Origin of the sequence: Psychromonas sp. L1A2, assembly GCF_009828855.1 — a bacterium.
GTDB lineage: Bacteria > Pseudomonadota > Gammaproteobacteria > Enterobacterales > Psychromonadaceae > Psychromonas.
In genome coordinates, this window is sequence record NZ_WUAG01000001.1 from 639,200 (window position 1) to 662,670 (window position 23,471).

13 protein-coding genes, 1 tRNA gene and 3 rRNA genes are annotated in these 23,471 nt (G+C 39.1%); 9 read left to right on the forward strand and 8 right to left on the reverse strand.

Annotated features, from left to right (window positions below):
* The first annotated feature begins 119 nt into the window (after positions 1-119).
* Positions 120-1,187 carry a branched-chain amino acid aminotransferase gene (locus GQR59_RS02790; protein WP_160060617.1) on the forward strand — a complete coding sequence of 356 codons (1,068 nt, stop codon included), beginning with the start codon at positions 120-122 and terminating at the stop codon, positions 1,185-1,187.
* A gap of 89 nt (positions 1,188-1,276) precedes the next feature.
* Here GQR59_RS02790 and GQR59_RS02795 read toward each other — a convergent pair whose 3' ends face one another.
* On the reverse strand, positions 1,277-2,236 hold the full coding sequence (locus GQR59_RS02795) for a LysR family transcriptional regulator (RefSeq protein ID WP_160060618.1): 960 nt from the start codon (positions 2,234-2,236) through the stop codon (positions 1,277-1,279).
* Between the two features lie 204 nt (positions 2,237-2,440).
* Here GQR59_RS02795 and GQR59_RS02800 point away from each other — a divergent pair, with 204 nt between their 5' ends.
* Both GQR59_RS02800 and GQR59_RS02805 read left to right on the forward strand, forming a co-directional pair.
* Positions 2,441-3,646, forward strand: coding sequence for a multidrug effflux MFS transporter (locus tag GQR59_RS02800; protein ID WP_160060619.1), 1,206 nt, complete (start codon positions 2,441-2,443; stop codon positions 3,644-3,646).
* Between the two features lie 90 nt (positions 3,647-3,736).
* Positions 3,737-4,525 carry a M48 family metallopeptidase gene (locus GQR59_RS02805; protein ID WP_160060620.1) on the forward strand — a complete coding sequence of 263 codons (789 nt, stop codon included), beginning with the start codon at positions 3,737-3,739 and terminating at the stop codon, positions 4,523-4,525.
* A gap of 128 nt (positions 4,526-4,653) precedes the next feature.
* Here GQR59_RS02805 and GQR59_RS02810 read toward each other — a convergent pair whose 3' ends face one another.
* Complete coding sequence (locus tag GQR59_RS02810; RefSeq protein ID WP_160060621.1) at positions 4,654-5,619, reverse strand: hypothetical protein; 966 nt, start codon at positions 5,617-5,619, stop codon at positions 4,654-4,656.
* Positions 5,620-5,837: 218 nt separating this feature from the next.
* Between GQR59_RS02810 and GQR59_RS02815 the strand changes: the two genes are divergently transcribed.
* Positions 5,838-6,296 (forward strand): Lrp/AsnC family transcriptional regulator, encoded by a 459-nt coding sequence (locus tag GQR59_RS02815; RefSeq protein ID WP_160060622.1) that lies wholly within the window; start codon positions 5,838-5,840, stop codon positions 6,294-6,296.
* A gap of 201 nt (positions 6,297-6,497) precedes the next feature.
* Here GQR59_RS02815 and pntB read toward each other — a convergent pair whose 3' ends face one another.
* From pntB to rapA, 4 genes are all read right to left on the reverse strand, one after another.
* Entirely contained in the window at positions 6,498-7,868 is a 1,371-nt protein-coding gene (pntB, locus tag GQR59_RS02820; RefSeq protein ID WP_160060623.1) for a Re/Si-specific NAD(P)(+) transhydrogenase subunit beta, read from the reverse strand.
* Between the two features lie 2 nt (positions 7,869-7,870).
* On the reverse strand, positions 7,871-9,412 hold the full coding sequence (locus GQR59_RS02825; RefSeq protein ID WP_160060624.1) for a Re/Si-specific NAD(P)(+) transhydrogenase subunit alpha: 1,542 nt from the start codon (positions 9,410-9,412) through the stop codon (positions 7,871-7,873).
* A 392-nt stretch (positions 9,413-9,804) separates the two neighbouring features.
* Positions 9,805-10,467, reverse strand: coding sequence for an RluA family pseudouridine synthase (locus tag GQR59_RS02830; RefSeq protein WP_160060625.1), 663 nt, complete (start codon positions 10,465-10,467; stop codon positions 9,805-9,807).
* A 78-nt stretch (positions 10,468-10,545) separates the two neighbouring features.
* Entirely contained in the window at positions 10,546-13,458 is a 2,913-nt protein-coding gene (rapA, locus tag GQR59_RS02835; RefSeq protein WP_160060626.1) for an RNA polymerase-associated protein RapA, read from the reverse strand.
* A 609-nt stretch (positions 13,459-14,067) separates the two neighbouring features.
* Between rapA and GQR59_RS02840 the strand changes: the two genes are divergently transcribed.
* The 5 genes from GQR59_RS02840 to GQR59_RS02860 all read left to right on the forward strand — a co-directional run bounded on the left by GQR59_RS02840 (position 14,068) and on the right by GQR59_RS02860 (position 20,536).
* Positions 14,068-15,610: ribosomal RNA gene (locus GQR59_RS02840) — 16S ribosomal RNA — on the forward strand.
* A 116-nt stretch (positions 15,611-15,726) separates the two neighbouring features.
* Positions 15,727-15,802: transfer RNA gene (locus tag GQR59_RS02845), tRNA-Glu, on the forward strand.
* A 420-nt stretch (positions 15,803-16,222) separates the two neighbouring features.
* Positions 16,223-19,108 (forward strand): 23S ribosomal RNA (locus GQR59_RS02850).
* A gap of 158 nt (positions 19,109-19,266) precedes the next feature.
* Positions 19,267-19,382: ribosomal RNA gene (gene rrf, locus GQR59_RS02855) — 5S ribosomal RNA — on the forward strand.
* The 16S, 23S and 5S rRNA genes sit together here with 1 tRNA gene alongside, the layout of an rRNA operon.
* A gap of 674 nt (positions 19,383-20,056) precedes the next feature.
* On the forward strand, positions 20,057-20,536 hold the full coding sequence (locus GQR59_RS02860) for a GNAT family N-acetyltransferase (protein WP_160062346.1): 480 nt from the start codon (positions 20,057-20,059) through the stop codon (positions 20,534-20,536).
* A gap of 620 nt (positions 20,537-21,156) precedes the next feature.
* Here GQR59_RS02860 and GQR59_RS02865 read toward each other — a convergent pair.
* Both GQR59_RS02865 and GQR59_RS02870 read right to left on the reverse strand, forming a co-directional pair.
* Entirely contained in the window at positions 21,157-22,194 is a 1,038-nt protein-coding gene (locus GQR59_RS02865) for an IS110 family transposase (RefSeq protein ID WP_160060627.1), read from the reverse strand.
* A 198-nt stretch (positions 22,195-22,392) separates the two neighbouring features.
* The gene (locus GQR59_RS02870; protein WP_201288006.1) at positions 22,393-23,469 is read right to left on the reverse strand and encodes a nickel/cobalt transporter; all 1,077 of its coding nucleotides are present in this window, start codon (positions 23,467-23,469) and stop codon (positions 22,393-22,395) included.
* Between the last annotated feature and the right edge of the window lie 2 nt (positions 23,470-23,471).

Consider the following 23,471-nt stretch of genomic DNA (forward strand, 5'->3'; position numbering starts at 1 on the left):
GGTTTTTTTGTAAAAGAATTGTGGATGTATTGTAGATTATTTTTTAAAATCTATTGCTCGCCCATACACACGCAGAATATTTGTGCTTGTTAAAGCATTCAGATACATAAGGGATTTACATGTCAATTGATATCAAACCGCTAGCAGTTGCTGACCGCAATGCTTGCCCTGCAGAATTTAGTTTTGGTGAAGTATTTGCCGACCATATGTTTACACAAACATATGAGCCGACTCAAAAGTGGACAAATGCTGAAGTTAAACCTTATCAAATGCTGCAATTAGACCCATCTGCTTCAGTTTTACATTATGGGCAAGAAATTTTTGAAGGTTTAAAAGCGTACCGTACAGAAAGCGGCGAAATTAACTTATTCCGTCCTCGTGAAAACTTTAAACGTTTTAACCGTTCTGCAGCTCGTATGGTAATGCCTGAAGTTGATGTTGAGTTTCACCTTAAAGCATTAATGGAATTACTAAAAATAGATAACCAATGGGTACCTGAAAAAAATGGTACTGCGTTGTATATTCGCCCGACTATGATCGCAACAGGCGCTAAATTAGGGTTAGGCGCAAGTGATAAGTATTTACACTTTATCATTACCGGTCCTGCTGGCGCTTACTTTAAAGATGGTTTTTCACCAGTCTCTGTTTATGTTGCTGATAAATACCGTCGTGCTGTGGTTGGCGGTGTAGGCGAAGCTAAAACTGGTGGTAACTATGCTGCTAGTCTATATATGTCTGAAGATGTCGCTGCAAGAGGGTATTCTCAAGTACTTTGGTTAGATGCGATCAACGGTAAATATATAGAAGAAGTTGGCGCGATGAATATCTGTTTTGTTTATGGTGATCATATTGTGACACCTAAACTAAGCGGTAGTATTTTACCTGGTATTACTCGTGACTCAATTTTACAACTTGCTCCAACATTAGGTTACACAGTATCGGAAGAGCAAATTGCTATTGAAGATATTTTAGCTGACATTAAAAGCGGCAAAATTACTGAAGCGTTTGGTTGTGGGACTGCAGCCGTTATTTCTCCTGTTGGCCAACTATGTTGGAAAGATGAAGATTACTTTATTAATGATAATAAAGCAGGGACTGTTTCTCGTAACTTATACGATGAATTAACGGGTATTCAGTACGGTTTACGTGAAGATAAATTTGGTTGGATTGAAAAAGTTAATTATTAATTTTTATTTAATCTCACGAATAAAAGAGGCGCTTCATTGAAGCGCTTTTTTATTACTTTTAATTTAATAAATCTGCTATTAGTTTAACCTTATTTTTTAAAGGCATTTGCGACGCTACCACAAATCATTTCTCTTACCCATTTATGTCCTGGTTCATCTGTATTTCGTTGATGCCATAATAATGCATAGGCCATGTCATAAAACTCAAAAGGTAAAGGTATTTGCTTTAAGGAATAAAGCTTTTGAGCGTGGTTCACAAAACTTGACGGTAAAGTGAAAATTAAATTACTGTGTGCGCAGACACTCGCTGCCCCATAAAAGTCAGGTAAGGTACATATAATGTTTCGTTGTTTACTTTGCTTTTCTAAAAAATAATCTAAAGCCCATAAATTATTACCCTCACAGCAAGCTTGTAGATGGTCAAATTGCAAATAATGGTTAAGATCCCATTGTCCCTTTTCTAGTAAAGCTAACGCTGGATGGTGTTCATTGACTAAGCAAGTTTGTTGATCGTGAAACAAGATGTTGTGTGAAATATCATTCGGTAAATTTTGTGTTTTTAAACGTTGGTCGTCATAAAAATCAATTCCAGTAATAGCAAAGTCTACTTTTCCTTGCTGTAAACCTTGTAATGAATTGTCGCCCCAATTTAAAAAATCTAAATGAAGGTTGCTAGCTTGTTGGAATAAAGGAGCGATAAATGATGGTAATAATGTTGCATAGGCACTTTCTAACATACTGATGGAAAAATGTCTGTCACTGCTAGCAGGGTCAAAGCTTGGTGCTTGTGTTAACTGATATAAGCCCTGTAATAGATTCGGTAGTGTTTGTTGTAGTTGTAAAGCATGTGTAGTTGGTTTTAAACCATGTGCGGTACGTGTAAATAATGGGTCTTGTAAGCTTGTTCTTAAACGGGTGAGGCTTTTACTTAATGCTGATTGACTTAGGTTTAAACGAACTGCTGCGCGTGTAACGCTTTCTTCTTCTAATAAAACTTGTAAAACGACTAATAAATTTAAGTCGATACGCATTAGTTTATCGATGTTCATAGATATTCCTAGATATTGCTAGATATTCCCACGGGGAAACTAAGATCTGAATTAATGTCACTTCTGTTCATATCATAGCTGATTTAAACTCGCGTTGTTATTTACTGACTATCATTGAGTCTTATTCTATAAAACATGACTCAACTAACGTCACTTTATTATCGTAATTCAGCCAAACCTGTTCTTTCAAAAAAAGAGATTGTTATGACCCGTAAGTTGTTACCTATTTTAATGATGATGGTGGTGTTAAGCCCATTGGCCATCGATATTTATTTGCCATCAATGCCCGAAATGGCGTTAGAGTTTTCTGTTTCTGACACGCAAGTTCAATCAACATTAGTGTTATTTATTTTAGCCATGGGGATTGGTCAGATTCTTATCGGCCCATTAGCTGATCGCTTTGGGCGTCGACCTATCGCCTTATTAGGGATTTGTTTATATATTGCGAGTAGTTTATTTGCAGCATCGGTGGTGGAGTTTGAATATTTACAATTAGCGCGTGTGCTACAGGGAATTGCTGCATGTGCAACGTCAATTGTTGTTTTTAGTGCAGTACGAGATCGTTTTAACGCACAGCAAAGTGCTCACTATTATAGCTATTTGAACGGCGTTATTTGTGTTATTCCTGCGTTAGCACCGACACTAGGTGGTTTTCTTGCTTTGCATTTTGGCTGGCGCTCTACGTTTATTTTCATGACCTTATTTGCTATTTTAGTTTTGTTTATTGTTGCTTTTAGGTTGCCTGAAACCCGTCCAGATCATAAAAATAATCATGCCGCGTTATATCGCTGGGCTCGTTATCAACCTATTTTAGCTAACAGCCAATTCGTGTTTTATGCATTGACTTGCATGATTGGAATGGCCAGCATTTTAACCTATGTTTCTTATGCACCAAGTTGGATAATTAAACATTTACAGCTTAGTGAATTAACCTTTAGTTATTTGTTTGGTTTTAATGCTCTGATTAATATCGCAGCATGTTTTATTGCACCTAAAGTAATTAAACAATTAGGTAATCATCAAACAGTGGTAGTTGCATTATGGCTGTTTATATTGTCAGCGGCGACGCAAGTGGTTATGCAACAAATACCCGTTGAAAGTGCATTATTAGCAGGGATATATTTTATGTTACCTATGCTGTTACTGTGCGTTGGTTTCGCTTTGTTATTGGGCCCAGCGACATCAATGGCGTTAAGTTCCTTTGGTGAAAGAGCTGGAACGGCTAGTGCATTACTAGGTTGCATTCAAATGAGTGGAGCAGCTTTATTGACAGGCTTATTACAACAAACTCACTTTTCTGCTCCTTACGCGAGTGTGGTTATGATAGGTACAGGTGGTGTTATTTTGTTATTAACTATGTCATTACCCGCATACAAACACTGGCATCAAGAGCAAGTAAGTTGTCATTAAAACTTGTTTTTAGTGATTTAAAATACATTCGCATTATTACTTTTAGCCTGAGATAATAGTTTTATTATTCTTTTATAAATTGGACTCATGATGAAAAATTCAATCTTAAAGTTATCATTATTAAGCAGCTCTATTTTGTTGACCGCATGTGTAACATCATCACCAACAGGGCGTAATCAAGTTTTGTTATTTGATGGTTCTGAAATGGCTGAGTTAGGTGCGAACTCATTTGCGGAGTTAAAAAAGCAAGAGACGATTAATCAAGATCCAACAGTAAATACTTATGTGCAATGTGTGAGTAAACAGATCACTGATACGTTGGGCAAACAGCCTGATTTTGATGAATGGGAAGTGGTTGTTTTTGAAAGCGATCAAGTGAATGCTTTTGCATTACCTGGTGGTAAAATTGGTGTTTATACTGGTTTATTAGCAGTCGCTAAAAACCAAGATCAACTTGCAACTGTGATTGGACATGAAATTGCTCACGTACAAGCAAATCATTCTAATGAGCGTTTATCTTCTAGTGAAATAACAGGCTATGGTACCTCTGCTGTTCAAACGGTTATTGGCACTACTCAATATTCTGAAGTGGGAATGGCTGCATTAGGTTTAGGCGTACAATATGGTATTACGATGCCTTATGGGCGAGCTCAAGAGTCTGAAGCAGATATCGTTGGTTTACAGCTAATGAATGACGCAGGCTTTGATCCACAACAGAGTGTTGAGTTATGGAAAAACATGGCAGTCGCTTCTGGCGGCAGTGAGCCAATGGAGTTTTTGTCTACTCATCCATCAAATACAACGCGTATTAGTAACCTACAAGACGAGTTAAAGAACTTAACAAAAAGCACTAGAACTACACCTAGTTGCACATTGTAATTATCTCTTTAGAAATGACATTTTGTTAGTACTTCTTTAAAAATCCCCCTTAGGTTAACGTTAACCTAAGGGGGATTTTTCCTTTGCTGTTTCCTTCCTGCTTTATTTAGTTCCGCATTTGTCGCTGTTTAGCTGAGTGCAACACTTCGATATAAATAACGTTCACAAAATACTGGCGATAGCTTTCTAATCGTCGCTGCTAATGCTGCAATAATAATGAATGAAAACAATAACCTACCCCAGAAAATTGTATTAAAATCTGCGCCAATTAATAAAATCAATAACGTATCCTCAATCAAACTGTGTAATAAATTTAATAACATAATGGAAGTGAAAACATCTCGAGCTGCTACATGTCCTTTTTGTGCCTCATGTATCAATAACCCACCACCAAATGAAAGCCCTAATGTGGCACCAATAATTGTAATGTTCGTTGCTTCTTGGCTAATGCCTAATAACCTTAAAAAAGGCTTTAAGATGATCGCCATTAACTTTTCAATACCGAGTATTTTTAAAACCTTTAAGGTGAATAGCAACGTCGAAATAACAAGGAACACCATCGCTAAATTTTGTAGTTGGCTAGTTGCCCAACCAAGATAACCATTCTCGATACTGACCTCTGGAGACCAAAGCATTTTGGCTGGTTGATTAAGGCTACCTGTTAACTGATAGGTCTGATGTAATATCCACGCGAGCAATAAGCTACCACCAATACGAAAGACCAAGGTTACCCATAAGCTAACACCTGCCTTTTTTGCGATAGTCGCTTCAATTGGTAAAGAGTGCGCAAGTAACATCATGCTGCCAAGAATAGATGCTTGGGCAACGGTCAGAGTATTGTCGATGCTTATTAATACAATTAAACCACCATAAATATTAGTGAGTAGCGTGGTTGCCCATACTAAGCTCATACTGTCTGGTAAACCGACTGTTTGCATTAAGGGGCCAAGTAATTGGCTTAACAAAACAATACCGCCTAATTCTTCAATAATCTTTATGGCAATTAAGATTGGGATCATCACTTTAAACAGAGTAAATGTGACATTAAAAATGTCTCTGCCTAATTCAATGAAAAAATGTTTAATGGATTGCATAAGACTAACCTTTATTTTTTAAAATTTTAATAGGTTATATGATACATAATAAGACTGAATGAAAATTTCAAATATGACTGATCTTGTTTTTAATATTTCCTTTTGGCTTGAGAAAAGGAAATATGGTCTGTAATAATGTAGTTTTAAAGAAATAATGTGTTTTGGAAAGTAATGAGAGTGAGTGAGCTTTTAAGTAAATCATGGCGTGAGGTAATCTAATGGATATAGATAGAATTGATCGTGCGATATTAATGTCGCTACAAAAAAATAACCGTTTACCTAATATTGAGCTTGCAGCAAAAGTGGGGTTGTCCGCACCAGCTTGTTTAAAGCGAGTTAAACGTTTGCGGGAAGGTGGAGTGATTATCAGTGATGTTTCAATCATTGATGCACAGTTAGCGGGTAATAAAATGACCTTGATTGTCTCTATAGAGATGGAACGAGATAGAGCAGATATTTATCAGAAATTTAAACACTCAATTATTCAAGCTAACGAAGTCATGCAATGCTATCAAATATCAGGCGCATACGATTTTGTGCTGATTGTTTGTGTTCAAGATATTCAGGCCTATGAAGCATTTGTAGATCGCGTATTACATACGGATTTGAATATTAGAAAGTTTCATACATCAGTGTCATTGCGCACAGTAAAGCACAGTACTGCTATCGAACTGTAGTAAGTTAATAATTAGTCTTGGTAAGTTAGTGTTAATAATTGATAGGGCTGTATTAATAAATAAAAGCGCTGTACAAATAAAAATAAGAACAAAACAGACATGCAAATAAAAAAGCCGAATCAAATTGATTCGGCTTTTTAGGTCAATGTTATTACTTATTTAACTATTTATAAGCTTACTAATTATTTATAAGTTTATAAATTATAGGCTAGCTAAAATCGCATCGACAGATGCTTTTGCATCACCTAATAACATTTCAGAGTTCTCTTTAAAGAACAGTGGGTTTTGTACGCCAGCATAACCAGCACCCATTGAACGTTTAAACACAACTACTTTTTCTGCTTCCCAAACACTTAGTACTGGCATACCTGAAATCGGTGTACCTGGCTCGTTTGCTGCTGGGTTAACTGTATCGTTTGCACCAATAACCAATACCACATCAGTGTTAGGGAAATCTTCGTTGATTTCATCCATTTCTAATACGATATCGTAAGGTACTTTAGACTCAGCTAATAGTACGTTCATGTGACCTGGTAGACGCCCTGCAACAGGGTGAATACCGAAGCGTACATTTTTACCTTTAGCACGTAAGCGCTTAGTAATTTCTGCTACTGGGTATTGAGCTTGTGCAACAGCCATACCGTAACCAGGTACGATAATGATGTTTTTCGCTGCATTTAGTGATGCTGCTACTTCTTGCGCTGTTGTTTCATGATGCTCGCCGTACTCTTGGTCGCCTTGGGCAAATGTTTCTGTACCGAAACCACCTAAGATTACGCTTACAAATGAACGATTCATTGCTTTACACATAATGTAAGACAGAATTGCACCACTTGAACCTACTAATGCACCAGTGATGATTAGTAAGTCATTTGCTAGCATGAAACCAGTTGCCGCCGCAGCCCAACCTGAGTAAGAGTTAAGCATTGAAACAACTACTGGCATATCTGCACCACCAATAGAAGCCACTAAATGCCAACCGAATGCTAATGCAATTACTGTCATAATGATTAATGCAGTAAGACCTAAATCTCCACTGACAAAGGCAACCAATAATAATGCTGCTGAAGTAACTGCTGCAATATTGATCCAGTTTTTACCTGGTAGTGATAACGCAGCACTGTTTATTTTTCCACTCAGTTTACAATAAGCAACGATTGAACCAGTGAATGTCACTGCACCAATGAATATGCCTAAAAATACTTCAACGTCATGAATTGTTTGAGCCGCTGGTGCTAAAACAGCATGATCTAAGTATGAGTTGAAACCGATAAAGGTTGCCGCTAAGCCTACAAAGCTATGCAAGATTGCAATAAGTTCAGGCATTGAAGTCATTTCAACTTTTAATGCTAAACGAACACCAATACCAGCACCGACTGCCATTGCAATAGTAATGTAACCTAAACCAGATACTTGCGAGCTTGCAATCGTTGCAATGACTGCGATTATCATACCGATAATACCGAAGTAGTTACCGCGCTTTGCACTTTCTTGACTGCTTAAACCATTAAGGCTGGCAATAAATAGGATGGCTGCAATGATATAAGCAGCTGTAATTAATCCTTGAGACATATTTATTTATCCTTTTGGAACATTTTCAACATACGGTGTGTCACGGTAAAACCGCCCACGATGTTGATGGTTGCAATTAATATCGCAATCGTAGATAGAGCAGTAACAGCGTTATTATCACTACCGACTTGTAGCAATGCACCAATAATGATGATGCCACTGATTGCATTTGTCACACTCATTAATGGAGTATGTAGAGAATGTGCAACATTCCAAACTACGCCATAACCAACAATACATGCCAGCATAAATACAGTAAAATGTGCTAAGAAGTCTGAAGGTGCTACGCTTGCTAACCAACCGAATAAACCAGCAGCAACAATCGCTACAGCAGGTTTGATCCATTTGTTTGGTTCTTTTTCTTCAACAACCACTTCAACTTTTTCTTCAACTTTTGCTTGTGGTGCTGCACTTACGTTGATAGCTGGTGGCGGCCAAGAAATTTCACCTTCTTTAACAACCGTTGCGCCACGAATCACTTCGTCTTCAAAGTCGATATTAATTTGACCATCTTTGTTTTTACAAAGTAGTTTCATTAAGTTAACTAAGTTAGTTGCGTATAATTGGCTTGATTGTGTTGGTAAACGACTTGGTAAGTCAGTGTAACCAATTATTTTTACGCCATTTTCAGTAGTAAATACTTCATCTTTTACTGTCAATGCTGCATTACCGCCAGCGGCTGCTGCTAAATCGACAATGACACTGCCAGATTTCATTGACTTGATCATCGCTTCAGTGATGATCTTAGGTGCTGGTTTACCTGGGATAAGCGCAGTAGTAATGATGATATCAACATCTTTAGCTTGTTCAGCCATCATTTCTGCTTGTGCTTGTTGGTAACCTTCACTCATGGTTTTTGCGTAACCAGTGGTGCTTACTTCGGTTTCTTCAACGTAGTTCACTTCAAGGAACTCAGCACCCATACTTTCGATTTGCTCTTTTACTTCAGGGCGAGTATCAAATGCACGAACGATTGCACCTAAGCTACCAGCAGCACCCAAAGCGGCAAGACCAGCAACACCAGCCCCAACAATCAGTACTTTTGCTGGTGGCACTTTACCAGCAGCCGTAATTTGACCTGTAAAGAAACGACCAAATTGGTTTGCTGCTTCAATAACTGCACGGTAACCGGCAATATTTGCCATTGAACTAAGTGCATCTAAAGCTTGTGCTCGAGAAGTACGAGGAACGCTGTCCATCGCAATCACGCTAATATTTTTAGCTTCTAGTTGTTTTAATAATTCAGGGTTTTGAGCTGGCCAAATAAAGCTAACAAGTGTTGCGCCTTCTTTGATTAGTTCAATTTCAGCTTGGGTAGGTGCATTTACTTTAAAAATAATGTCTGATTGTAAAACCGTCGTTGCATCAGCGCTAATTTCAGCACCTGCTTCTTGGTAAGTTAAATCAGAAAAGCTAGCCGCTGATCCCGCATTTTGTTCTACAAGAAAAGTGAAACCTTGTTTAATCAATAGAGCAACAGTATTTGGTGTTGCGGCTACGCGGTTTTCATTTTCTTGGATCTCTTTAGGTATACCTATCTGCATAGTAATTCCATGATCGCTTATTGTTATAGATGGTTATAAAAAGTGTATCTTACGTGTCATTAAAAAAGGTCAACTAGATTGAGAACATCTTTTGCCTTTATTGATGCTTAACACTTACATACAAAGGACAATTTATATGATTGTTTTTGTAAAGTTTTCTGGGTTGTTATTTATGACAAAAAATTTCACCATGCTAAAGCTTAGTGAAAAAACAACGCTTACGCCACCATTTTAAGGTACTTTAAAGGCTTTTTATGCAACATTAAGGTTACTTAATATAACCATTAATAATAAGAAGCTTTGCTTGTTAATGTAATGTTAATAGAAAGGGCTTATGTGCTTAATTTGCTACAATTATGTTAAATTTTACTAAGTTAGCTATTTAGGATTTTTTATATAAAAGGAGGAGGACATTCAAAGCTAACACGTAATTCAGTTGTTGGGTGAGTTAATGTAATACTCGCAGCATGTAAAGCTAAGCGTTGAGGTGATATTTGTTTACCAAACTCGGTTGCGTAAAATTCATCACCTACAATCGGATGACCTAATTGTTGCATATGTACTCGTAACTGGTGCGTTCGACCTGTAAGGGGGGTGAGTTTAACTAACGTTGTATTGCTTTCTCTTTTGACTACTTGCCATTCTGTTTGTGAGCTTTTACCTTGTTCAAAATCGACCATTTGTCTAGGTCTATTTTCCCAATCACAACGTAATGGTAAATCAATTAATCCTGCGTCTTCCTTTATTATTCTTTCTACGCGTGCAAAATAGGTCTTATCAATCACTTTCTGTTGAAATTGTCGACCCATATGGCTTTGTGCAGATTTTCGTAATGCTAAAACGATAATCCCAGAGGTGGCCATGTCTAATCGATGTACAACACAAGCATTGGGCCAAACGCGAAGAACACGTAAAGCCAAACTATCTTTATGCCAAGTATCTCGACCAGGTACACTTAATAAACCCGAAGGTTTATTTAATACAACGATATCTTCATCTTGATGGATAATATCTAAGTACGGGTGCATTGGTGGGTTATAAACAAAATTTGGCATAGTTAATTATCTGTATTAAATCTAAAAGAGAGAAGGCGACGAAGAAAGCTTTCATCGCCTATGCTTTATGATGATGTGTTACGAGTGAGTTGAAACAATAAAACGAATTGCATCTAATTTTAGTTGCGTATTATCTAATATTTTTTCAAAGCTCGCTTGTTGATCACTTAAGTATTGGATCTCATCTTCTCGAATATTTGGATTGACTGCTTTTAAAGCTAATAAACGAGACTTTTCTTGTTGTAAAGTATGTTGCATGTTTCCTTTCGCTTCATCAATAATGTCAGCCATTAGAGTCTGTGCTGTAGGCAATGACTGTTTAATCAATTGATCTATCAATGTTTGTGAAGCGGTCGCTACTTTACGGCTAATATGACGATTGATTGGCGTCAACTGACGGTTAAAGCTATCAAAAGTAACATTTTCACCTAAGTTCTTAGCATTCTTATCTAATAACAAACGAATTGGCGTCGTTGGTAAAAAGCGACTTAATTGCGCATTATCAGTATTGATAGCTTCAACAACATAGATTAACTCTAAAAAAGTTGATGCAGCTGGTAGTGAGTTATTCTTTAAGATTGCAACCGACGTAGTGCCGATCTCTGAACTTAATACAATATCTAACCCATTAGTAATGATTGGATGCTCCCATGTTAAATAAGATACATCATCACGACTTAATGCTGTCTTACGGTTAAAAGTAACCGTGACACCATCTTCTGGTAAACCAGCGTAATCAGAAGCCAACATATGCTCTGTTGGTTTTAGAATTAAGCAATGTTCACTGCTATCATCTTGTTGTACGCCTAGTACATCAAACATCTGTAATGCAAAACCAGTAAAGTGAGGAAGCTGATCCATCTCGGTGATGTCATCAAGCAAGTTACTGTTTTGTAATACGCCACTTGAATTGATTTCTAATAATTTATCGCGACCTTGCTCTAAATTAGCCTTTAATTCGTTATTCAGTGTCGATGTACGTTGGATTAATTTATCTAACTGGTTGTCACTGTTATCACCAGTGGCTAATAAGTTAACTAATTCATCTTTAACTGCTTCGTAAACGGTATGCCCTGTCGGTGTCGTCTGTGTAAACGCAGATAAGCCTTGTTCGTACCATTGTTGCAGAAATCCCTGTGACGTATCTTTCAAGTATGGTGTGTAAATTTGTATATCACAACGTTGTCCAATACGATCTAAACGACCAATACGTTGTTCTAATAAATCAGGGTTAATCGGAAGATCAAATAGAACCAAGTGATGAGCAAATTGGAAGTTACGTCCTTCAGAACCAATTTCAGAACACACCATCACTTGTGCGCCATCTTCAACTTGCGCAAAATAAGCAGCAGACTTATCTCGTTCAATTAATGATAAACCTTCATGGAATACAGCCGCTTTAATCGCCTCTCTAGTACGTAAAGCTTCTTCAATAGCTAAAGCAGTTTGTGCTTGTGCTGCAATAATTAAGATCTTTTCATTTTTATTTTGCAGGATTAGATCGATCAGCCAACTAATACGAGGATCAAATGCACACCACGAGTTATCAGTTGAAGCTTCAAATGCTTGATAAATCTGTTCTGGATATAGCGCAGTAAAAGCTTGCTGTGCAATATCACCAACTGGCATCATTTTAGAAACTTTGATTGCTGTTTTATATTGTTCAGGTAACGGTAAGGCAACTGATTTTAATAAGCGTTTTGGAAAACCTTTAATTGCAGATCGTGTGTTTCTGAATAATAAGCGACCAGTGCCATGCCTATCTAGTAAACCGCGGATTAACTCTTGTTGTGCAGATTGTTGCTCAGTTTCATCAATAGTAATATCAGAGATCACATTTAATAAAGGTTCAACATCTTGCTCAGATAACAGTTCAGTAATACTATTTTTGGCATCGTCGCTTAAAAATTTGCCATCTAACAATTGATTCACAGCGTCTACAACAGGCTTGTATCCTGCTTCTTCATTAACAAATGCTTGGTAATCATAAAAACGGTTAGGGTCAAGTAAACGTAATCGAGCAAAGTGACTTTCATGACCAAGTTGATCAGGTGTTGCTGTTAATAACAAGACGCCAGGAATAGCGTTAGCTAGTTTTTCTATTGCATTATATTGAACGCTTGGTTTTTCTTTATCCCAAATAAGGTGGTGAGCTTCATCTACAATTAATAAGTCCCAAGTCGCTAGTAATGCATTTTTTAAATGTTTCTGTTTACGAATTAAATCAATACTACACAACACTAATTGTTCTGTATCAAATGGATTAACTGCATCGAGATAAGCTTCTTCACAGCGTGATTCGTCAAAAATACTAAAATGTAAATTAAAGCGGCGCAGCATTTCTACTAACCATTGATGTTGTAGATTTTCAGGTAAAACGATCAAGACACGTTTCGCACGACCAGTAATTAATTGCTGGTGGATAATCAAACCAGCTTCAATTGTTTTACCTAAACCAACTTCATCAGCTAATAAGATACGCGGCGCATGACGTTGACCAACTTCTTCAGCAATATAAAATTGGTGTGGAATAAGATCAACTCTTGCCCCTAATAAACCACGCAAGTGAGAGCGTTGTTGCTCATGTTGATTAAGTAATGATTTATAACGTAAAACAAAACGGTCGAATTTATCTATTTGGCCAGCAAACAGTTTATCTTGAGGTTTATTGAATTTTATAAAGTTGTTAAGAAATGTTTCTTTTAATCTAGCTTCTTCACCAGTATCAATACGTGTACCAATGTAAGTGATAATATCGTCATTTTCTTCTATATCTGTCACTAACAAAGTCCAATCGTCGTGACTTAATATTTCATCACCTATATTAAAACGAACACGTGTAACGGGAGCTTCTTGGATAGAATAAAGGCGTTGTTCGCCTGAAGCTGGAAATAACAGTGTTAACATACGTCCTTCAATTGCAACAATAGTACCTAAACCTAACTCTGATTCCGCGTCACTAATCCAACGCTGGCCTAACGAAAATGTCATAAAAACTCACTCATCAATTGTAACTAAACAAAACTTAATAGCAGAAAAGCCGCGTATGTTACCTAAATCCTAATCAAACATACTAGCGTTAAATAGAATAAATGCGGGGAAAATAAAAATAGCATATAAATGAAAGAAAATGCGAGGTTGTTTGTTATTTAAGCAAACGATAATTAATCGTCATAAAAGGCTTGCGAATAGTTTCGCTATCCCTATAATGCGCATCCACAGACACGGGACGGAACGCAAGTTACCCAGCGAGTTTGAGAATAGTTTTTAACGTATTAACGCTTCGTAGTTCGCTTCGAAATTAAGTTAAATTAAAACGTTGACAATGTTCGAAAGGCGCGTAATATACGCCGCCTAGCCGAAAGGCACGCTCTTTAACAATTTAATCAAACAATCTGTGTGAGCACTTGTTGTTGATGTGATTTCAAAAAAAATCAAAGTCCTTTCTTGTAAAGGCAACATCAATAATAGTGACACACGAAATAATTCATTATTTCAGAATAATAAATTGTGAGTTTCTTATATTTATATAAGTGATTAGCAGTAAGTTTTAGTCAGTAGTATTGAGTCGCACTTTTAATTAAGTGCAAATTAAACTTTAAATTGAAGAGTTTGATCATGGCTCAGATTGAACGCTGGCGGCAGGCTTAACACATGCAAGTCGAACGGTAACAGAAAGTAGCTTGCTACTTTGCTGACGAGTGGCGGACGGGTGAGTAATGCTTGGGAATATGCCTTATGGTGGGGGACAACAGTTGGAAACGACTGCTAATACCGCATAACATCTCCGGATCAAAGTGGGGGACCTTCGGGCCTCACGCCATAAGAGTAGCCCAAGTGGGATTAGCTAGTTGGTAAGGTAATGGCTTACCAAGGCGACGATCCCTAGTTGGTCTTAGAGGATGACCAGCCACACTGGAACTGAGACACGGTCCAGACTCCTACGGGAGGCAGCAGTGGGGAATATTGCACAATGGGCGCAAGCCTGATGCAGCCATGCCGCGTGTGTGAAGAAGGCTTTCGGGTTGTAAAGCACTTTCAGCGAGGAGGAAAGGGTAAATCTTAATAGGGTTTATCTGTGACGTTACTCGCAGAAGAAGCACCGGCTAACTCCGTGCCAGCAGCCGCGGTAATACGGAGGGTGCGAGCGTTAATCGGAATTACTGGGCGTAAAGCGCGCGTAGGCGGTTAATTAAGTCAGATGTGAAATCCCAGGGCTCAACCTTGGAACTGCATTTGAAACTGGTTAACTAGAGTTTTGTAGAGGGTGGTAGAATTTCAGGTGTAGCGGTGAAATGCGTAGAGATCTGAAGGAATACCAGTGGCGAAGGCGGCCACCTGGACAAAGACTGACGCTGAGGCGCGAAGGCGTGGGGAGCAAACGGGATTAGATACCCCGGTAGTCCACGCAGTAAACGATGTCTATTAGAATTTTGTGGCTATATGCCGTGGGATTCAAAGCTAACGCATTAAATAGACCGCCTGGGGAGTACGGCCGCAAGGTTAAAACTCAAATGAATTGACGGGGGCCCGCACAAGCGGTGGAGCATGTGGTTTAATTCGATGCAACGCGAAGAACCTTACCATCCCTTGACATCCAGAGAATCACCAAGAGATTGATGAGTGCCTTCGGGAACTCTGAGACAGGTGCTGCATGGCTGTCGTCAGCTCGTGTTGTGAAATGTTGGGTTAAGTCCCGCAACGAGCGCAACCCTTATCCTTATTTGCCAGCGGGTTATGCCGGGAACTCTAGGGACACTGCCGGTGATAAACCGGAGGAAGGTGGGGACGACGTCAAGTCATCATGGCCCTTACGGGATGGGCTACACACGTGCTACAATGGCAAATACAAAGGGCTGCTAACCAGCGATGGTATGCGAATCTCCTAAAGTTTGTCGTAGTCCGGATCGGAGTCTGCAACTCGACTCCGTGAAGTTGGAATCGCTAGTAATCGTGGATCAGAATGCCACGGTGAATACGTTCCCGGGCCTTGTACACACCGCCCGTCACACCATGGGAGTGGGCTGCACCAGAAGTCATTAGCTTAACCTTCGGGATGGCGATGACCACGGTGTGGTTCATGACTGGGGTGAAGTCGTAACAAGGTAGCCCTAGGGGAACCTGGGGCTGGATCACCTCCTTACGTAAAGAAACACATCAGCAAGCTTCTTATGAAGTCTTTATTTCTACTTGTAGAAGTGATGCGAGTGCCCACACAGATTGTTTGATTAGAATGATAAAGCGCAAAAATAGTTCCGGGTCCCCATCGTCTAGAGGCCTAGGACACCGCCCTTTCACGGCGGTAACAGGGGTTCAAATCCCCTTGGGGATACCAACACTATTCTAGAATATAAAGTTACTTAATAACTGTTCTGCTAAGAATGATTATTAAGTGTTTTTGACACTGCTCTTTAACAATTAGGAAAGCTGATAAATGTTCTTACTTATCGCACAATAACAATGACACTTCGGTGTTGATTGGTGTGATAAGTAAAACGAAATGTTTAATTCATTACGATGAATTAAACGAGTTCTCAATATTGAAACTTCGGTTTTGATATTGTAATCAAGCAAAATAAAAAGCACACATTATGATAATTCGTTATTGCAATGTGAGTACGTATCTACTTAGTTAGTTTACTAACTAATAGGTGCACGAAAAACGATTGTTTTTCATATGTAAAATATGAGTCACAAGCGTCTTGGAAACAACATACGATATCTAACGTGATTAGACACTTTTTAGGTGTTGTATGGTTAAGTGAATAAGCGTGCACGGTGGATGCCTAGGCAATTAGAGGCGATGAAGGACGTGGTAATCTGCGATAAGTCCAGGGGAGTTGATAACAAGCGTTATATCCTGGAATCCGAATGGGGCAACCCGGCACTTAGTGTCATCGGCTAGTGAATACATAGCTAGTCGAAGCAAACGAGGGGAACTGAAACATCTAAGTACCCTTAGGAAAAGAAATCAACCGAGATTCCGAAAGTAGCGGCGAGCGAAATCGGAACAGCCCTTAAGCTGTTTAAAAGTTAGTGGAAGGCTCTGGAAAGTGCCACGGTACAGGGTGATAGTCCCGTACACAAAAACTTCTTTACAGTGAAAACGAGTAAGACGGGACACGAGAAATCCTGTTTGAATATGGGGGGACCATCCTCCAAGGCTAAATACTCCTAATTGACCGATAGTGAACCAGTACCGTGAGGGAAAGGCGAAAAGAACCCCTGTGAGGGGAGTGAAATAGAACCTGAAACCGTGTACGTACAAGCAGTAGGAGCGGATTTATTCCGTGACTGCGTACCTTTTGTATAATGGGTCAACGACTTAATTTCAGTAGCAAGGTTAACCGTTTAGGGGAGCCGTAGGGAAACCGAGTCTTAACTGGGCGAATAGTTGCTGGGATTAGACCCGAAACTTGGTGATCTAGCCATGAGCAGGTTGAAGGTTGAGTAACATCAACTGGAGGACCGAACCCACTAATGTTGAAAAATTAGGGGATGACTTGTGGCTGGGGGTGAAAGGCCAATCAAACCAAGAGATAGCTGGTTCTCCTCGAAAGCTATTTAGGTAGCGCCTCATGTATCACTGTTGGGGGTAGAGCACTGTTAAGGCTAGGGGGTCATCCCGACTTACCAACCCTTTGCAAACTCCGAATACCAACAAGTGCAATCATGGGAGACACACGGCGGGTGCTAACGTCCGTCGTGGAAAGGGAAACAACCCAGACCGCCAGCTAAGGTCCCAAAGTATATGTTAAGTGGGAAACGATGTGGGAAGGCTTAGACAGCTAGGAAGTTGGCTTAGAAGCAGCCATCTTTTAAAGAAAGCGTAATAGCTCACTAGTCGAGTCGGCCTGCGCGGAAGATTTAACGGGGCTAAACATATCACCGAAGCTGCGGACGCATATTTATATGCGTGGTAGAGGAGCGTTCTGTAAGCCGTCGAAGGGAAAGCTGTAAGGCATCCTGGAGGTATCAGAAGTGCGAATGTTGACATGAGTAACGATAAGGGGGGTGAAAAACCTCCCCGCCGGAAGACCAAGGGTTCCTGTCCAACGTTAATCGGGGCAGGGTGAGTCGACCCCTAAGGCGAGGCCGAAAGGCGTAGTCGATGGGAAACGGGTTAATATTCCCGTACCCTTTATTATTGCGATGGGAGGACGGAGAAGGCTAGGTGGGCCTGGCGATGGTTGTCCAGGTTCAAGTATGTAGGTGGGAGACTTAGGTAAATCCGGGTTTCTACTAACACTGAGATACGATGTCGAGGTACTAAGGTACTGAAGTCATTGATGCCATGCTTCCAGGAAAAGTCTCTAAGCTTCAGATAATAAAGGATCGTACCCCAAACCGACACAGGTGGTCAGGTAGAGAATACCAAGGCGCTTGAGAGAACTCGGGTAAAGGAACTAGGCAAAATGGTACCGTAACTTCGGGAGAAGGTACGCCTTTGGCGGTGATGAGACTTGCTCTCTAAGCTGCTAGAGGCCGAAGATACCAGATGGCTGCAACTGTTTATTAAAAACACAGCACTCTGCTAAATCGTAAGATGACGTATAGGGTGTGACGCCTGCCCGGTGCCGGAAGGTTAATTGATGAGGTTAGACTTAGGTCGAAGCTTTTGATCGAAGCCCCGGTAAACGGCGGCCGTAACTATAACGGTCCTAAGGTAGCGAAATTCCTTGTCGGGTAAGTTCCGACCTGCACGAATGGCGTAATGATGGCCATGCTGTCTCTACCCGAGACTCAGTGAAGTTGAAATCGCAGTGAAGATGCTGTGTACCCGCGGCTAGACGGAAAGACCCCGTGAACCTTTACTATAGCTTAGCAGTGAACTTAGAGCCTACATGTGTAGGATAGGTGGGAGGCTTTGAAGCGTTGTCGCAGATGACGTGGAGCCAATCTTGAAATACCACCCTTGTATGTTTTGAGTTCTAACCATGGCCCCTGAATCGGGGTTTGGGACACTGTTTGGTGGGTAGTTTGACTGGGGCGGTCTCCTCCTAAAGAGTAACGGAGGAGTACGAAGGTTGGCTAATCACGGTCGGACATCGTGAGGTTAGTACAATGGTATAAGCCAGCTTAACTGCGAGACAGACACGTCGAGCAGGTACGAAAGTAGGTCATAGTGATCCGGTGGTTCTGAATGGAAGGGCCATCGCTCAACGGATAAAAGGTACTCCGGGGATAACAGGCTGATACCGCCCAAGAGTTCATATCGACGGCGGTGTTTGGCACCTCGATGTCGGCTCATCACATCCTGGGGCTGAAGTCGGTCCCAAGGGTATGGCTGTTCGCCATTTAAAGTGGTACGCGAGCTGGGTTTAGAACGTCGTGAGACAGTTCGGTCCCTATCTGCCGTGGGCGTTTGAGAATTGAGAGGGGCTGCTCCTAGTACGAGAGGACCGGAGTGGACGAACCGCTGGTGTTCGGGTTGTATCGCCAGATGCATTGCCCGGTAGCTACGTTCGGAATCGATAACCGCTGAAAGCATCTAAGCGGGAAGCGAGCCTCAAGATGAGTTCTCACTGGAACTTTAAGTTCCCTAAAGGGCCGTTGGAGACTACAACGTTGATAGGCAAGGTGTGTAAGTGCAGTAATGTATTGAGCTAACTTGTACTAATTACCCGTGAGGCTTAACCATACAACACCTAAGTGGTGTTGGTGTTTACCAAGACACATAGAGTGGAATCTCTTTAAACTAGCGCTTGTGAAGTATATTTACATAGTTAAATTTGTAAGATAAAACAATTTCAGAATTAGAACATATCGACTATTAGCTTTTCTAATTTATTTTTTATGCTTGGCGATAATAGCGCTGTGGTACCACCTGATCCCATGCCGAACTCAGAAGTGAAACGCAGCTGCGCCGATGATAGTGTGAGGTCTCCTCATGTGAAAGTAGGTCATTGCCAAGCGCCTAATACGAACAATCCCTGTTGACTAACGTCAGCAGGGACTTTTTCGTTTTAATGATTTTAAAATTAATGAGTTGAACTATATCCCTTACAGGAAGTTCTATTGATTGGAGGGAAGCCTTGTTTTTGACTTTGGGGCGCTTGCTTTAGCCTCGGGGGGTTTAGTGTGTTTACTTGATCATATTTAATTATAGGATTTAGCTCTGGTGAATAGGGTGGAAGGTGCATTATTGATAAATCATGTTTTTTCATACGTGACCAAGAGAATATAATCAGTTAATGATTAAATACGTTAGATCACACAATTAGGCTGAGTGGTATAACTCGCGATACATTTTTTATTATCAAGTGTAGACATAAATTTTTAGTTTGGTACTTTATTTGTGATTACAATTCCTTCTCTTATAATGACTTTATCTTAGAATTAAAGTTAAACATTATATTTGATATGTTTAACTAACTTCAATTCTGGTTAATGAAAGCGGAATTATATTTAAAATCAGAAGGTACTATTTTTTACTATGCAGTGCTGTTAGTTTTGCGTAGTTCAAGGCGAATTATTAAAGCAATAACGGGTTATTGAGAAATAATTTAATGCAGAAATCAGCGGAAATAGCTGTGTTGTATCGCTTTGCTTATCCAGAGCTGAGGTTAACTATGGAGTGTCTGTGAAAATGTTACGTCAAGCAACTAGAGAAGATATTATTCGTATTGCTGAAATTGAAAACCTAGGGTTTCCTGAAGCTGAGGCTGCTACTTTGACTATGTTTAAAGAACGATTTCGAGCCTTTCCTGAATGCTTCTTTGTTTTAGAAATAAATGAAGAAATTGTTGGCCATATAAATGGATGCATCAATGATAGCCCTGAACTACCAGATGAATTGTATTCAAACTCTTCATTACATTGCCCTAATGGAAAGTATCAAACGGTATTTGGGTTAGTCGTCGCACCAAAATATCAGAAAAAAGGTTATGCAAGTTTATTAACTAAACATCTTATCGAAACTAGTAAATCAAGAGGACAGCTTGGGATCGTTTTAACCTGTAAAGATCATTTAGTTAGCTTCTATCAAAAACATGGATTCAATCATCAAGGGAAGTCTGATTCTACTCATGGTGGTGTTAGTTGGAACAATATGTTGTTAATTTTTTAAATGAAGGTTCATTCGTTATTTTACAAGTGAACTAAGCCAGTTTTAAATTTAATTATTAAACGTAAATCTTTAAAATATTTATCTCTAATAAGGTTTGGTTTGTATCTCTACAAGAGATCGAAGCCCGAACATCGGGTTAGGAGGCGGGTGCTCTATCCTGTTGAGTATAGAGAGAATAAGCATTAATTGTATTAAATTTATTCGTTACATTCTTAATACTAATATCAATAACACTAATTAAGAGATCTATTTTACTTGTTAAAATAATTTATTTCTTTGTTGTAAGTTTGGTAAAGCGAACAACCTTATGTGGACTCCCCTGTGTCAACAACAAAATTAGTAACTAAGAATAAAGCACTCACTTATGTACGAGCTCTCATTGAGTAGCTAACTCAGGCTCTCTGATATTTACGCGCACAAGTAATCACATCTATTAAGCGAGATCAAAGTCTCTTGGTTGTTCACTGATTTTACTTGCTGATTTTTCTTAGTTATTGCTTTTATTGTTTGAACTTCTTTACGCAGAAAAATAATTCTACTATTTCGTCAATTCCTTTGTGAACATCGCATATTTTCTTACTGGCTTTTATCTTAGTTATTCTTTTATTGTTTGAACGTTTTTACACGGCAAGTAATTCCGCTTTGTAATCAGTTCCTTTAGTCATCATCGCATACGCCGTACGTACATTTTTGTTGGCAAGTGCAACTGCAGCACAACGTATACCACGTCGAGATACTAACTCTTGTATCCAACGTTCTTTTTTTGTTTTTGCGTCTCTTTTAACTATCATTCTAATCGCAGCCATAGACCCAACTACCAATTGACTTCTGAGTATGCTGTTTTTTACATACTTCCCAACTGAGCCCAGCTTAGTTTTTCCTCCGGAAGAATGCTGTATTGGTGTTAACCCTATACACGCCGCTGCATCTTTGCCCTTAGCAAAAACACCTATCTCACTACAGCCTAATGCGATGTATAAATTAACTGCATTAATGACACCAACACCTTCTAATTTTAAAAGTTTCTTACATTCAGGATGCTCATTAATCGCCTTTATGAGTGATTCGTCATAGGTTGCAACAGACTGGCATATCATTAAGTAGTGATCCCATGCTGCTTTCAGTGAAGCACGAAGTGCCCATGAAAATTCATTCTCAGCATTTTCTAATACGCTTTCAATAGCGCCTCTTAATCCACCTAACTTTGGGGAGCAGCGAATACTAAATTCCAGTAGTAGCGCTCCTAACTGATTGCTCAAGGCTGTTTTCTGCTTTGTTGCTAAGTCGCGTAATCGCATAATTGATTGTAATTGTTGCTGCTCAATACTTTTTCCAGAAATAAAAGTTATATCGGTTACAAATGATGCTTGTACGATTGCAAGCGCATCATTAGCATCTGTTTTTTGTTTCTTTCTAATTGAAGACACAAACTTCGGACAAATTAATTTTGCATCGTAGCCTAATGATAATGCGACCTGGTTCCAGTAGTTCGATGTACTGCAAACCTCAAAGATAATAGTGGTAGGTTTGGTATTGATTAACCAAAGAGCAAACGCCTGATATGTCATTTCAGTATTAGAAAGCACTTTATTTCTTGCATAAATACAAACTTGGATAACATCTTTTGCTAAATCAACACCAATTCTAGTATTATTCATCTATTGGACTCCATTTAATATTTTTGTGTGGTAACAATGATATTAGCCTACACGTTGGTAATGGTGTAGGGGAGTCCAATTATCTATTAAAGAATTAACCTCTTTTGGTTAATTCTTCGACAGGCTCAATTTACGTCTTAAGTTAAGTCATTTATCCTGAACAAAATTTAGGCCTCTTATTTAGTGTAATGGGTACTATTAAAGTATTGGCGACATACCAATAGGTTGAGATTTTAATAATATAATACCCATTAATACCAATAATATACCGCCAGTTAGCTTAACGACTATCTTCATGCTCGTTCTTTTTTTACTTTTATATTGATTATTACCACTACTCAAGTATCCCTGTACGAGCTTGGTACTTAATATTGTCATAATCGCAATGATAGAGGTGGTTAATGCAGTACCAACAGACATTAAAAAGGCGCTAACAATCCCAAGCCAATATAATCCCAACATATTAGAAAAAAGTAATACCATTATTGCACCTGTACATGGGCGAAGCCCTACGCTGAAAATTATGGCTAAATACTCTTTTAATGAAGACGCTTTGTTAATATATTCAGCACTTGCAAAATGTACATGACCACAACCACATATATTATTAGTGTTAAGGTCGTTGCTATGGTTTCTTGGATTAACGCTATTTATAATAGGTTTTATAGCCGTTATTTTAATTGGAATAGGGCGAGAATATGCTCCTTTAAAAAGTGCCTTAGCATTACGCCAAATCACAATCGAACCTAATATAACCACTGAATAAAAACTTAAACTAATTAAATTATTCGCCTCATTATTAACTTCTCGCATAGTTGAATTAAACACCAGCAGTAACACAGATACAGCAATGATCGCGACTAGTGCTTGTAATAAAGCAGACAAAACCGTGAGTATTAAACTTATTTTAATCTTAGTTGGATGCGTTGCAAGATACGTTGTAACGATCAACTTTCCATGTCCCGGGCCAAGAGAATGCAATACGCCATATATAAAAGCTAAAGAAACCAATGAAAAACCTGATGCAACAAGTTCAGTTTTAGCAGAATATAATAATTCAATGATTTGTTCATTGATGCTTTTTTGCCAGTGCATACTGGCCATGATTAATGAAGGCCAAGCTTGCCAGATAACATACCCTGTACTTAAAAATAGCAAGCTTGCAAAATATAACCATACTTTGTTAGATATCATTTTATTGGATTCATTATTAGAGTTAGTTTTTCTGGTCGGGTTATTAGATGCAGTTTTATTGAAAATTATTTTATAGGTCACGC

Bases quoted from the DNA above. Each gene is read 5' to 3' on its own strand.
- GQR59_RS02790 (WP_160060617.1), top strand. From the start codon at position 120: ATGTCAATTGATATCAAACCGCTAGCAGTTGCTGACCGCAATGCTTGC.
- GQR59_RS02795 (WP_160060618.1), bottom strand. From the start codon at position 2,236: ATGAACATCGATAAACTAATGCGTATCGACTTAAATTTATTAGTCGTT.
- GQR59_RS02800 (WP_160060619.1), top strand. From the start codon at position 2,441: ATGACCCGTAAGTTGTTACCTATTTTAATGATGATGGTGGTGTTAAGC.
- GQR59_RS02805 (WP_160060620.1), top strand. From the start codon at position 3,737: ATGAAAAATTCAATCTTAAAGTTATCATTATTAAGCAGCTCTATTTTG.
- GQR59_RS02810 (WP_160060621.1), bottom strand. From the start codon at position 5,619: ATGCAATCCATTAAACATTTTTTCATTGAATTAGGCAGAGACATTTTT.
- GQR59_RS02815 (WP_160060622.1), top strand. From the start codon at position 5,838: ATGGATATAGATAGAATTGATCGTGCGATATTAATGTCGCTACAAAAA.
- pntB (WP_160060623.1), bottom strand. From the start codon at position 7,868: ATGTCTCAAGGATTAATTACAGCTGCTTATATCATTGCAGCCATCCTA.
- GQR59_RS02825 (WP_160060624.1), bottom strand. From the start codon at position 9,412: ATGCAGATAGGTATACCTAAAGAGATCCAAGAAAATGAAAACCGCGTA.
- GQR59_RS02830 (WP_160060625.1), bottom strand. From the start codon at position 10,467: ATGCCAAATTTTGTTTATAACCCACCAATGCACCCGTACTTAGATATT.
- rapA (WP_160060626.1), bottom strand. From the start codon at position 13,458: ATGACATTTTCGTTAGGCCAGCGTTGGATTAGTGACGCGGAATCAGAG.
- GQR59_RS02860 (WP_160062346.1), top strand. From the start codon at position 20,057: ATGTTACGTCAAGCAACTAGAGAAGATATTATTCGTATTGCTGAAATT.
- GQR59_RS02865 (WP_160060627.1), bottom strand. From the start codon at position 22,194: ATGAATAATACTAGAATTGGTGTTGATTTAGCAAAAGATGTTATCCAA.